General features: G+C 45.7%; 11 protein-coding genes. 1 reads left to right on the top strand and 10 read right to left on the bottom strand.

Features of this window, described 5'->3' with window-relative positions; all coding sequences use genetic code 11:
* Nucleotides 1–188: 188 nt before the first annotated feature.
* The 6 genes from ACWA2B_RS02185 to ilvB form a co-directional block, all read right to left on the bottom strand.
* Nucleotides 189–728 (bottom strand): peroxiredoxin, encoded by a 540-nt coding sequence (locus ACWA2B_RS02185; protein ID WP_023987763.1) that lies wholly within the window; start codon nucleotides 726–728, stop codon nucleotides 189–191.
* 323 nt (nucleotides 729–1,051) lie between these two features.
* Entirely contained in the window at nucleotides 1,052–2,128 is a 1,077-nt protein-coding gene (gene leuB / locus ACWA2B_RS02180; protein ID WP_449291654.1) for a 3-isopropylmalate dehydrogenase, read from the bottom strand.
* 203 nt (nucleotides 2,129–2,331) lie between these two features.
* Nucleotides 2,332–3,873, bottom strand: coding sequence for a 2-isopropylmalate synthase (locus tag ACWA2B_RS02175; protein ID WP_069012849.1), 1,542 nt, complete (start codon nucleotides 3,871–3,873; stop codon nucleotides 2,332–2,334).
* A 124-nt stretch (nucleotides 3,874–3,997) separates the two neighbouring features.
* Complete coding sequence (ilvC, locus tag ACWA2B_RS02170) at nucleotides 3,998–4,990, bottom strand: ketol-acid reductoisomerase (RefSeq protein ID WP_013309387.1); 993 nt, start codon at nucleotides 4,988–4,990, stop codon at nucleotides 3,998–4,000.
* Between the two features lie 163 nt (nucleotides 4,991–5,153).
* Nucleotides 5,154–5,639 (bottom strand): acetolactate synthase small subunit, encoded by a 486-nt coding sequence (gene ilvN, locus ACWA2B_RS02165; protein ID WP_023987760.1) that lies wholly within the window; start codon nucleotides 5,637–5,639, stop codon nucleotides 5,154–5,156.
* 1 nt (nucleotide 5,640) lies between these two features.
* Nucleotides 5,641–7,386: a biosynthetic-type acetolactate synthase large subunit gene (gene ilvB / locus ACWA2B_RS02160; protein ID WP_029516475.1), complete on the bottom strand. Its 1,746-nt coding sequence runs from the start codon at nucleotides 7,384–7,386 to the stop codon at nucleotides 5,641–5,643.
* Nucleotides 7,387–7,999: 613 nt separating this feature from the next.
* Between ilvB and ACWA2B_RS02155 the strand changes: the two genes are divergently transcribed.
* Entirely contained in the window at nucleotides 8,000–8,440 is a 441-nt protein-coding gene (locus ACWA2B_RS02155) for a GNAT family N-acetyltransferase (protein ID WP_340954882.1), read from the top strand.
* A gap of 34 nt (nucleotides 8,441–8,474) precedes the next feature.
* On the opposite strand, the gene ACWA2B_RS02150 is transcribed toward ACWA2B_RS02155, so the two are convergent.
* From ACWA2B_RS02150 to ACWA2B_RS02135, 4 genes are all read right to left on the bottom strand, one after another.
* Nucleotides 8,475–8,822, bottom strand: a complete 348-nt coding sequence (locus ACWA2B_RS02150; RefSeq protein ID WP_023987757.1) for a hypothetical protein — start codon at nucleotides 8,820–8,822, stop codon at nucleotides 8,475–8,477.
* A gap of 261 nt (nucleotides 8,823–9,083) precedes the next feature.
* Complete coding sequence (locus ACWA2B_RS02145) at nucleotides 9,084–10,043, bottom strand: ABC transporter permease (protein WP_010349245.1); 960 nt, start codon at nucleotides 10,041–10,043, stop codon at nucleotides 9,084–9,086.
* Nucleotide 10,044: 1 nt separating this feature from the next.
* The gene (locus tag ACWA2B_RS02140; RefSeq protein ID WP_069012850.1) at nucleotides 10,045–11,124 is read right to left on the bottom strand and encodes an ABC transporter permease; all 1,080 of its coding nucleotides are present in this window, start codon (nucleotides 11,122–11,124) and stop codon (nucleotides 10,045–10,047) included.
* A complete protein-coding gene (locus ACWA2B_RS02135) occupies nucleotides 11,117–12,655 on the bottom strand; it encodes an ABC transporter ATP-binding protein (RefSeq protein ID WP_449291653.1) in 1,539 nt (512 codons plus the stop codon). The genes ACWA2B_RS02140 and ACWA2B_RS02135 overlap by 8 nt, the downstream gene beginning before the upstream one ends.
* Nucleotides 12,656–12,711 lie beyond the last annotated feature (56 nt).

The raw sequence follows: 12,711 nt of genomic DNA, 5'->3' as shown, positions 1-12,711 counted from the left end.
GCAAAATTCCTCCAGAACACAACAACATTTCCATAATTATTTGTTACCTCACTCTGCGTTGCCTCATTAAACAGGCTGTCCTCACATTTTCCGCTGCACAGAGCAGGCAAGCAAGCCCCCAATAACGGTAGAGTAACCGCTAGTTGGGGGCTTGTTTGTTTAATTAATTTCAACTTGTGAAGCTTATATTACAGATTTTGATCGCCTGGTTTCCAGTTCATTGGGCACAAGCCACCGGATTGCAAAGCTTGCAGTACACGCAATGTTTCTTCTACACTGCGACCTACATCGTTGTGGTTAACCACTTGATATTTCAATTCGCCTTCTGGATCAATGATGAACAAGCCGCGCAATGCAACGCCTTCTTCTTCGATCAGAACGCCATAATCGCTTGCTGTTTTTTTCGTGATGTCAGAAGCCAATGGGAAGTTCAGTTTGCCTAGACCGTTGTTTTCTTTAGCTGTGTTGATCCATGCTTTGTGACTGTGCACGGAGTCTACACTGATACCCAGAATTTCAGTATCCAGCTCTTTGAATTGGTCAGCAGCATCGCTCAATGCTGTAATTTCCGTAGGGCACACAAAAGTGAAATCCAGTGGATAGAAGAAAAATACGAGCCACTTGCCACGGTAATCGGAAAGCTTCACCGAACCAAATTCTTGACCGTCTCCAGTCACTGTTTCCAATGCAAAATCAGGGGCGGGTCTTCCTACCAATCTTTCTGCCATAATATGAAATCCTCCTTTAAAATATGTAAGAAAAACACCAAATGTGCTTTCCTCAATCATCTGTATTGTAATAAACAACAACTTACTTGATAAATGTTATCATTCGCTGAAATCAAAGTCAATATTGTAACCATTACTTTTTTATAATTATTTTAAACTAGCTTAAAAATTCACATTTTATTCACATTTTGAACCTTTGAATATACAAATAGCTCCTGATTGCTCAGGAGCTACTGTGCTAAACATTTGCCAAAAAGCCAGACTGTATAACCTTACTATATAATAGGAAGCTTTTTTTCAGAACGGGTGCATTTACGAAGCTTTTAGCGAATAGCTGCTGCGATCAGATCACCCATTTGAGTTGTCGAGATTGCTTGAGATTTATCCACCGCAATATCCGCCGTACGGTGCCCTGCATCCAGCACCTCAGCTACGGCTTTCTCAATGGCATCTGCTGCTTTCTCGTACCCGAAGGTAAGACGGAACATCAAAGCAACGGACAAAATCGTTGCAATGGGATTCGCCAGGCCTTGACCTGCAATGTCAGGCGCCGAGCCATGTACCGGCTCGTAAAGGCCGAAGCTGCCTTCTCCCAGTGATGCGGAGGAGAGCATGCCGATGGATCCAGTCAGCATAGCCGCTTCATCACTGAGAATGTCACCAAACATATTTTCCGTCACGATGACGTCGAAGCTAGATGGACGACGCAGCAATTGCATGGCGCAGTTATCAACCAATACATGCTCCAGCTCGACATCCGGGTAGTCTACAGCAACCCGGTTCACTACTTCACGCCATAAACGGGAAGTTTCCAGTACATTAGCCTTATCCACCGATGCAAGTTTTTTGCGACGTTTTTGTGCAATTTCGAAAGATTGGCGCACGATACGCTCTACTTCTGTTACATTATATGCGCAAGTATCAACTGCTTCCTCACCCTGAGGACTTTCTCGTCTGAACTTCTCGCCGAAATAAATGCCGCCCGTCAGTTCGCGCACCACGATCAAGTCCGTTCCTTCCAACACTTCCGGTTTCAATGTAGACGCGTCCTTGAGACAGTCAAAGACGACAGCAGGACGAAGATTCGAAAACAGACCGAGCTCTTTGCGAATGCCCAGCAGTCCGGTTTCAGGACGAAGTTCCTTTGGATTGTTGTCCCATTGTGGCCCTCCTACCGCTCCCAGCAGAACAGCATCTGCAGACTGACATACTGCCAGTGTTTCTTCCGGTAATGGTGTGCCCTTCTTATCAATGGCAATCCCGCCGAACAGCGCACGCTCCGTTTCAAATGAAAAGCCGAATACTTCTTCCGTACGTTTCAAAATTTTCTCTGCCTCTGCGACCACTTCAGGTCCAATTCCATCTCCCGCTATTACCGCAATCTTTTTAACGTCTGCCATCACGTACACTCCTCTTGTTATACAGCCATACAACTGTATTTTTCATACCTTCTTTGTAACATATATGGCAGGGCTTTGACCAAGATATAGAATCTATCAATTCAATAGGCACAGCCTATAAGCTGGTTTTTTCATCAGAAAAAAAGAAAACAGGACCGAAAAAAACCGATCCTGTAAACCCAACTCTTAAGTCTGCATAAAAACTAAGATTTATAATCTACGCGATTACTGTAGTTTTTACGCTTGTCGATTAAACCATTCAGCGCATCCACGTAAGCCCGAGCACTTGCTTCCAGAATATCGGTGCTTACCCCGCGTCCCTGTACAGACAGTTCGTTTTGCGTCAGCACTACATGGACTTCACCCAGAGCGTCCTTACCATGGGTAACAGACTTGATGGAGTAATCTGAAAGTACAACGCTCTCACCGCTGGCTTGATCAATCGCATTATAGATCGCATCGACTGAACCATTTCCTTCAGCTTCTGTCTCAATAACCTGATCTTCATCGTTAACCAGACGCACTTGTGCGGAAGGCGTAGCCTTATTCCCGTAGGTAACAAAAATCGTTTCCAGCTTGAAGACTTCAGGTGCATCAGCCAATTTTTCTTCCAGCAATGCCAAAATATCATCGTCCGAAACTTCCTTTTTCTTATCAGCCAAATCCTTGAACTGCCCAAAAGCGCGATTCAGATCTTCTTCGTTCAATTCGTAGCCCAACTCGATCAAACGCTCACGGAAAGCATGACGACCTGAGTGCTTACCAAGTACCAGCTTGCTTTCTTTCAGACCGATACTTTCTGGTGTCATGATTTCATAAGTCGTTTTCTCTTTCAGCATGCCGTCTTGATGAATACCTGATTCGTGCGCAAAAGCGTTGGCTCCAACAATTGCCTTGTTGCCCGGCACTACCATCCCCGTCAAACGGCTAACCAAACGGCTCGTGCGCGCAATTTCAGACAATTGAAGAGACGTTTTGGCCTGGAAAAATTCCTGTCTCGTCTCCAGTGCCATGGCGATTTCCTCAATGGCCGTGTTTCCAGCACGTTCACCGATACCGTTAATGGTTCCCTCGATCTGATCCGCGCCGTTCAGGATGGCAGCAAGTGTATTAGCAGTAGCCATTCCCAGGTCATTGTGGCAATGTGCACTCAATTGAATCTTCTCTACATCGATTACATTTTCCTTAATATGTTTGAATATATTTCCATACTCATAGGGTGTCAAGTAACCTACCGTATCTGGAATATTGACGACAGAAGCTCCTTCTTGTACAGCCATGGTGACCATTTCAACCACAAAATCAAGCTCTGTACGGCCTGCATCTTCCAAGGAAAACTCCACTTTAGGCAAATATTTCAACCCATAGCGTATGGCAGCACGAGCAGTTTCCAAAACCTGTGCCTTCTCCATCCGCAGCTTATGTTGACGGTGAATAGGAGAGGTTGCCAAAAAGATATGGATACACGGGTCCTGAGCTCCCTTGAGTGCCTCGCGAACTGCATCAATATCCTGTTCCCTTGCACGCGAAAGACCAATCACCGTCGAATTTTTTACAGCTTTTGCTACTGCATTAACAGCTGCCAGATCACCCGGAGAAGCAGCCGGGAACCCAGCCTCCATACGATCAATTCCCAGCTTCTCCAACTGATGAGCGATCTCCACTTTTTCACGAGTATTCAAGTTCACGCCAGGTGACTGTTCTCCGTCTCTCAACGTTGTGTCAAATATATATATTTTGCGCAACCTAACGCACCTCCTCAGGATTAGGACCCTTAAATTACAATGCGGCTCACGCAATAAGCAGGGCCGCATTGTAATTAATATTTATAAATAATGCATGTAGTCGAATTCATAGTACAAAAGATTATTACTTTTTGATCCAATGCATCATTTCACGCAATTGTCCACCCACCACTTCAATCGGATGGTTAGCTTCATTACGACGAGTAGCCGTCAGGAATGCACGTCCAGATTGATTTTCAAGGATGAAGTCACGAGCAAATTTACCTTGTTGAATGTCAGTCAACACATCCTTCATGGCTTTCTTCGTATCTTCCGTTACCACACGTGGTCCAGTTACATAATCGCCATATTCCGCTGTATTACTGATGGAATCACGCATCGTTGCCAATCCACCTTCATACATCAAGTCAACGATCAGCTTAAGCTCATGCAAACATTCAAAGTATGCCATCTCAGGAGCATAACCTGCTTCAGTCAATGTTTCAAAGCCCGCTTTTACAAGTGCGCTCACGCCGCCACACAATACCGCCTGCTCACCGAACAGATCCGTCTCCGTTTCTTCACGGAAGGAGGTTTCAATTACGCCCGCACGTGTACAGCCAATGCCTTTTGCGTAAGCAAGTCCGATTTCTTTGGCCTGACCCGTTGCGTCCTGCTCAATTGCGATCAGCCCCGGTACTCCAAACCCTTCTACATAAGTACGACGTACCATATGTCCTGGGGATTTTGGAGCAACCAGCAATACATCGCTATCTTTAGGAGCTACGATTTGTCCAAAATGAACGTTAAAACCATGGGAGAACAAAAGAGCTGCGCCTTTTTTCAGGTTAGGTTCAATTTCATTTTTGTACACAGAAGCTTGAGTTTCATCAGGTAACAAAATTTGAACCACATCTGCACGGCTTGTTGCATCAGCTACGTTCAGAACTTCAAAACCGTCGTTTCTTGCGACATCAGCCGATTTGCCTTCACGCAAACCAATAACAACATTCACACCACTGTCACGCAAGTTTTGTGCTTGAGCATGCCCTTGGCTACCGTAACCGATAACGGCCACTGTCTTTCCTTTCAATACGCTGAGTTCTGCATCTTTTTCGTAGTACGTTGTAACTGCCATGGTTAATTTCCTCCTTTTAATTGGACCCTTCATAATGAGCGGGTACTCCAAGAGACTTTCCCTCGTGATTAGCATCTAAAAATCTCTTCGAGTCCCCGCTCTTATGCGGGCGGTTCTTTATTGATGTAATGCGCTATAAGCGGTAATTCGTTAAAGCTCCATATTAAGCATTGCCACGTATCATAGCTGTAACCCCGGTTCGAGTCAACTCCCGAATACCGTAAGGCTTCAACAACTCGATCATGGCATCAATTTTTTCTGTATCGCCAATGACCTGTACAATCAAACTCGTCGTTCCAACATCAATTACAGCTGCTCTGAATGTTTCTACCACGCCCATAATCTCTGGCCGTTGAGGCGGTTCTGCCTTTACCTTTATCATCGCCAATTCCCGGGCTACCATTGGTTTGGAACTGAGATCGATGACCTTGATCACATCAACCAGCTTGTAAAGCTGCTTTTCAATCTGCTCTAGGTTGTTCTCATCCCCTACAGTCACAATGACCATACGGGATAATCCAACTTCTTCCGATTGTCCCACAGTTATGCTCTCAATGTTAAAGCCGCGGCGACCGAACAGGCCGGACACACGTTGCAAAACGCCGGGTTGATCATTTACCAGTACAGCAATGGTATTTTTTGTTGTCATTTTACTCGTCCCCCATCAGCATTTGATCAATTGTCGAACCTTGCGTCACCATTGGATATACGTTCTCTTCCTTGCTGACTACAAACTCGACAACGACCGGTCCGGGTGTATCAAGCGCCTCCTGCCAAGCCCGACGTGCCTCTTCCTTATTCGTAGCACGCAGCCCTTTGACACCGTATGCTTCGGCAAGTTTCACAAAATCCGGACTTCCCGCCAGGTCAATGTGACTATACCGATTGTTATAGATCAATTCCTGCCATTGGCGAACCATTCCAAGCACCTGGTTGTTGATAATTACGATTTTAACCGGAATGTTATTGATTGCACAGATGGCTAATTCCTGCGAACACATCTGCATACCGCCGTCCCCGTTAATCGATATTACCAATCTGTCGGGATTGGCCATTTGAGCACCGATTGCAGAAGGGAAACCAAATCCCATCGTACCGAGTCCACCAGAGGTGACCCATGAGCGTGGCTGATTGAATTTGTAATACTGCGCTGCCCACATTTGATGCTGTCCCACGTCTGTCGTTACGATTGCACCACCCTTGGTCGTTTCATCCAACAACTCAACAACCCATTGTGGTTTAAGCACCGTTTCAGAATCCTTATAAGAATAAGGTTTCTCATTCTTCCAATGCTGAATTTGCGCTCTCCATGCATCTGCCAGGTCCGCACGTTTCACATCCTGATTCAGCAATTCCAGCACTGCCTTCACGTCACCCACGATAGGAATATCCGCTGCAACATTTTTTCCGATTTCAGCAGGGTCGATATCAATGTGGACGATTTTAGCTTGAGGAGCAAACCCATCCAACTTGCCTGTTACCCGATCATCGAAGCGGGCTCCGATACAGATCAACAGATCAGACTGTTGAATCGCCTGATTGGAGGTGTATGTTCCATGCATCCCCGGCATCCCCGTCCACAGTTCATGTCCACTTGGGAAACCACCCAATCCGAGCAATGTTGTCGTGATAGGAATTTCCGTTTTACGAACAAACTCGTAAAGTGCTTCATGTCCACCGGAGTATACAACTCCTCCACCTGCCAGAATGAATGGACGTTCTGCTTCGGAAATAGCTTGAGTTAGCTTGTCTAGTTGAATTTTGTTGGGTAACACTTTCGGGTTATAACCCCGCATGGTCACAGGTTCCGTTTGTGGGACAAACAACGTCTGGGCTGCAGAAATATCCTTCGGAATATCAATCAGTACCGGTCCCTTGCGCCCTGTGTTGGCAATATGAAATGCCTCATGGATGATTCGCGGTAGATCCTCTACATCTCTTACCAGATAGCTATGTTTCGTAATCGGCATTGTAATTCCCGTAATATCGGCTTCCTGGAAAGCATCCGTACCGATCAGGGAAGATACAACGTTACCCGTGATGACCACCAACGGCACCGAATCCATAAAAGCCGTCGCAATACCAGTTACCAGGTTTGTCGCTCCAGGTCCGGAAGTCGCAATACAGACGCCCACTTTACCGCTCGCCCGTGCATAACCATCTGCCGCATGAATAGCTCCTTGTTCGTGACGAGTGAGGACATGCTTGAAATCCTTAAAGCCATACATGGCATCATAGATATATAACACTGCACCACCAGGATATCCGAAGACACAATCTACTCCCTCCAGCAACAGGCTACGGAGTAAAATTTCCGAACCTGTAATCACTTCAGGCTTCATCCACTTTTCACGTAATTCATTGGTTGACCTAACTTCAGGAATTTGTGCACTCATTGGTCATCCTCCTTTACAAAATTTACATACATCTGACATTTGTAAAAACAAAAAAACCTTTCATCCCTAGAACAGACTTGCTGTTACTGAGGGACGAAAGGCTGTAGCTTCCGTGGTACCACCCGTGTTTGCCCGATATTTCGCAATATCGAACCTTGGCAGGTACAGAAATCACAAAGGATCTCCATATCTGGCGTCTGTAACGTAGACCGTACGATTTTCCCTAATAGGTGATTTAGTACGCCGTTAATACCATCGGGCCCAAATACTTTTCAGGAAAACAGCTCCAAGGTGAGCTCGTTAAAAAGGGATTTTGGTGAAGCTTGCAGCTAATGCCTCACTCTCTGAACAAAAGAGCCCTAATCACTTCGTCCTCTTCATTGCCGTTGAGTTCATGTCATTCTTTCAAATGTTTAGACACATTATATGTCTCCCATCTGGGATAGTCAATACCCATATTTCATAAAAATTTATGTTTCTTTTCTGAAGCACCTCCGAGTCGCACGCTTGTAAGAGGTACCCGCATATTATAAAAAAGACCACACGGTGAGACAGTACACTCCTCCAAAGCCACGTCTTATCTTGTTAAAAGGGTAGAAAAGGAGGCCCGTTTATGATTCGAAAACGCAGCTCTCTAGATGACAACATCATCTTTCGTCTAATCGAGCAAGAGCTTGTCCCCCTATCGCATTTAAGTGCCCAAGAAATGGAGCAAATACGCAAAGAATTACCCCGGCGCTTAAACCGGGGCATCACTTTTGTAGCTTGCAGACCGGATAATGCACAGGTTGTTGGCTTCATTCATGTTATGCTGCATGGCGAACTATTATACATTGATTTGATCGCAATCTCTTCGGCTCATCAAGGTATGCGATACGGAAAAAAACTGCTTGAGCATGCCGAACACTACGGACGACTGCGTCGCTGCAAGCGGGCTAAAGTGATGGTGGATGAAGACAATATCAGGGGGATCCACTTTTATCTGCGTCATCAATATCAAATGCTGCGATACGTAGCTCTGAGCCGATGCCACGAACTCGAAAAGTTACTGTAAAAAGTATCTTTTTCGGGCTCAGGATTTTGTATGACTAAAATAAATTAGGGTAATACGGATATCCTACCCCGGGGTATCCCCCGTCTGTATACGGGCCTGGCTGCGGACCATATCCTGGTCCTCCATAGCCCGGACCGTAGCCACCATATCCCCCACCATAGGCACCAATGTATGGAGCTGTGCCGATGGCAAGCAAGTCAAACAGCACCAGAGGAATAATTGCCTTCGTGTTTACTTTTTTCTTGCGGTTTGGTTGAAGAACCAGTCGGTTACCCGAAATGCGAATCAGCTTGCCGCTGACCTGGGAACCATCCTTGCGAGTAGCAAAGATGACTTTGCCGACAAGCTTCTCCACCTGCTTTCTGGTTACTGCCTGTTTCATCGTATTTCCTCCTTCTTCTCAACGGATGGACAGATTGAACGGCTCCTTGATAGCTCATCACCACCACAAAATAGACCGGAGCTGACAGGGGCCGAGCGTCCCGTCCAATCTGCATAGCACAGTCTATTCCATTCATGCCAGTAGCGTATGTTTAAATGCCTGCACAATATAAAAAAATCTGATACCTGCATATGCAGATACCAGATTTTTTATACACCCATGTACATTTTGCAAAACATACAGCATCAGTTGTTTATAAGTTTAACGCTTGCTTGGATCATAAAGTTGACCCAAAGCGGCCGGAGCGCGTGAACGTCCGACAGCCGCTACCAGTACAATAATCGTCAGGAGATACGGCAACATAAAAATAATTTCCTGGGGAATACTTTGTGACCATGCGAACAGCTGCACATAGTTGCGAATGGCTTGTGAAAAACCAAAAAACACTGCTGCGCCAAAAGCACCGAGCGGATTCCATTTACCGAAAATCATAGCGGCAATAGCAATATATCCCTGCCCCGAAACTGTATTGTGTGAGAACATGTTGGTTGTAGTTAGAGTGATTGTAGCTCCACCAATCCCAGCCAACGCCCCACTAATCATCACACCAATATAACGAAGACGATTTACTTTAATTCCCACGGTATCGGCCGCTCCTGGATGCTCCCCAACGGAACGCAAACGCAAGCCAAACGGTGTTTTATACAAGGTGAAATATCCAATAATAACCAATAGAATGGCTAGATATGTCGTTGGGTAAGCTTGGAAAAAGGCTTTTCCTGCAATCGGGATATCCACAAGGTAAGGGATGGATATTTCGTTGAAACCCTGAATCCGACCGGTGTCACCATCACCCTCAAATAAAAGCTTGACCATATACAGTGTACTACCTGCTGCCAGAAAATTAATAACTATACCACTTATTACCTGATCAGCTTTAAAGGTAATAGAGGCTACAGCATGAATTAGCGAAACCAGAATACCGAACACCGCAGCTGACAGCACACCTACCCAAGCCGCAGAGGTGCCTCCTAGTCCAGCTTGCTCGGCATAGAATCCGCCAACACCCGCTGCAAACGCTCCAAATACCATAAGTCCTTCCAATCCGAGGTTCGTCACACCGGATTTTTCTGAAAAAACCCCGCCGAGAGACGCAAAAATAATCGCCGTCGCAAAAACGAGCGTTGTATGGATTAATTCACCAAGTGTTAACCAACTCATTTTACAACACCTTCTCTTTCTTCCGCTTGGAGTAGAGCGGCTTCACAACCCAACGTACAATACCTTGGGCCGCAATGAAGAAAATAATCGAGCCAATGACAACCCGGATAATTTCGGGCGGTACATCTGCGCTAAAGCTCATCCCCGCAGAACCATACGTAAGCGTTCCGAACAAAACAGAACCGAGCAGCACACCAAATGGGTTATTCATCCCAATCAGAGCTACGGCGATACCGTCAAAACCGGTTCCTGGTGATCCTGCCATGACAGATTGGTAATGGAATACTCCCAGCACTTCAAAGGCCCCTGCTAATCCGGCAAAAACTCCACTAATGAACATCGCTTTTATAATATTACGATTTACATTCATACCTGCATAACGGGATGCATCCTGATTAAATCCGACAGCCCGCAGCTCATAGCCCTGCTTTGTTTTCCACATAAAAATGTAGAAAAAGACTGCTGCCAGCACAGCAATAACCGTACCCCAATGTACCCGAGCATTCCCCATCATCTGGGACAGCCATTCGATGGAAATTGAAGCAGAAGGCTGAATATCCACAGAACGATTCTCACCTTCCATAAGTGCGAACTGATTGATCACCAAATTAGCCAAATACAGGCCGATCCAGTTCATCATAATACATGTAATAACTTCATTCACGCCTCGTTTGGCCTTCAAATAGCCAGCAATCGCAGCCCACAGGCCTCCGAAAACTGCGCCTGCAATCACAGCCAAAGGTGCATGAATGATAGCTGGCAACCCATGGAGTTTAATGCCCACAATCGAAGCAGCTGTCATACCTACCAGAAACTGACCTTCGCCACCAATATTAAACAATCCGGCGCGGGCCGCAAAAGCAAATGCCAACCCCGTCAAAATCAGCGGAGTCATCTCGCGGATAGCCTCTCCAAAGTTATAAGAATCTCCGTATACACGGCTAAACAAAGCAGAATAGGCCACAATAGGGTCATACCCGCCAATCAGCATCACGATAGCACCCAGAAGGAGACCCAAAATAATAGAGACCAGCGCCAGTACAAAGGAGTCTTTTGTGAATATTTTCAATAGATTAGCCATTCTCTACTCCTTTCTTCACTGCACTTCCTGCCATCATCAGTCCCAGTTCCTGGTCATTCGTTTCTTCTGGCAGCACTTCCCCGACAATCTTGCCCTCATAGATGACAGCAATTCGGTCGGATACATTCATAATCTCGTCCAGTTCAAAAGATATGAGCAACACAGCTTTACCTTGGTCCCTCTGCGCAATCAGTTGTTTCTGGACAAATTCAATAGCTCCAACATCCAGACCGCGTGTAGGCTGTGCTGCAATGAGAAGGTCCGGATTTTTATCAATTTCACGTGCAATGATAGCCTTCTGCTGGTTCCCACCAGATAATGCTCTTGCCTTCGTGTGAATATCCGGTGTTCTAACATCAAACTTTTCGATGAGACTTTTAGCCTGTTTCTCTATAGCTTCTTTGTTCAAGAAGCCATTTTTACTGTAAGGCGCCTGGTAATACGTCTCCAGCACCATATTTTCACTCATAGAAAAATCCAGCACCAACCCATGCTTATGACGGTCCTCTGGTATATGTGAAACGCCTGCCTCTGAAATTTTGCGTGGTGACTGATTGGCCACCTCTTGTCCGAGCAAACGAATGCTCCCGCCATCCACCTTGCGTAAGCCTGTCAAAGCTTCGATCAGCTCACTCTGTCCATTACCATCTACTCCGGCAATCCCCAAAATCTCGCCCGCCTTGACCTGCAGGTTCAACTCATTTAGAACATGAATACCATCCTTGTTTTTAGAAATTACATTGTTCATTTCCAATACCGTTTGTCCTGGTTGCGCAAGCTGCTTGTCCACTTTAAAGGACACACGACGGCCCACCATTTTCTCAGCCAGCTCATTTGGTGTTGTTTCAGACGTCTTGACCGTATCAATAACCTGACCTCGGCGAATGATCGTAACGGTATCCGCAATTTGCATGATTTCTTTAAGTTTATGAGTAATAAGAATAATTGATTTGCCTTCAGCCACCAAACGTTTCATAATATCCAGCAACTCAGTGATCTCCTGTGGTGTCAGTACAGCTGTAGGCTCATCGAAAATCAGAATATCTGCACCGCGATAAAGCGTTTTAATAATTTCTACACGTTGCTGCATACCCACAGATATATCCTCAATTTTGGCATTCGGATTCACCTGAAGGCCGTACTGCTCAGACAACCGCTGTACTTCTGCGGCAGCCTTTTTATAATTGATTTTCAGACCCTTACGTGGCTCCGAGCCCAGGACAATATTTTCGGTAACGGTAAACGGCTGTACGAGTTTAAAATGCTGATGCACCATGCCAATCCCCAGATCAATCGCCTTATTTGGACTATCAATCTGTACAGGTTTACCTCCGATTTCAATGTTCCCTTCATCCGGCTGATACAGTCCGAAAAGAATATTCATAAGCGTAGATTTACCCGCGCCATTCTCACCCAAAAGGGCATGAATTTCTCCCTTATGCAGCTTGATGCTGATGGAGTCGTTGGCAACGATGCCGGGGAATCGTTTTGTAATTTGCTTTAACTCAACGACGGGGGTCGCTGCATCCATGAGATCACCCTTATACACTTTATAGTATGTGCTCCAATGAGCTGATTTTGCCCGTT

It is taken from the genome of Paenibacillus sp. CMM36, from assembly GCF_053570945.1.
Note: the sequence above shows the minus strand (reverse complement) of the source record. Positions and strands in the feature narration are given on the sequence as shown.

Coding starts and splice junctions, on each gene's coding strand:
- ACWA2B_RS02185 (WP_023987763.1), bottom strand. CDS start 728: ATGGCAGAAAGATTGGTAGGAAGACCCGCCCCTGATTTTGCATTGGAA.
- leuB (WP_449291654.1), bottom strand. CDS start 2,128: ATGGCAGACGTTAAAAAGATTGCGGTAATAGCGGGAGATGGAATTGGA.
- ilvC (WP_013309387.1), bottom strand. CDS start 4,990: ATGGCAGTTACAACGTACTACGAAAAAGATGCAGAACTCAGCGTATTG.
- ilvN (WP_023987760.1), bottom strand. CDS start 5,639: ATGACAACAAAAAATACCATTGCTGTACTGGTAAATGATCAACCCGGC.
- ilvB (WP_029516475.1), bottom strand. CDS start 7,386: ATGAGTGCACAAATTCCTGAAGTTAGGTCAACCAATGAATTACGTGAA.
- ACWA2B_RS02155 (WP_340954882.1), top strand. CDS start 8,000: ATGATTCGAAAACGCAGCTCTCTAGATGACAACATCATCTTTCGTCTA.
- ACWA2B_RS02150 (WP_023987757.1), bottom strand. CDS start 8,822: ATGAAACAGGCAGTAACCAGAAAGCAGGTGGAGAAGCTTGTCGGCAAA.
- ACWA2B_RS02145 (WP_010349245.1), bottom strand. CDS start 10,043: ATGAGTTGGTTAACACTTGGTGAATTAATCCATACAACGCTCGTTTTT.
- ACWA2B_RS02140 (WP_069012850.1), bottom strand. CDS start 11,124: ATGGCTAATCTATTGAAAATATTCACAAAAGACTCCTTTGTACTGGCG.
- ACWA2B_RS02135 (WP_449291653.1), bottom strand. CDS start 12,655: ATGGATGCAGCGACCCCCGTCGTTGAGTTAAAGCAAATTACAAAACGA.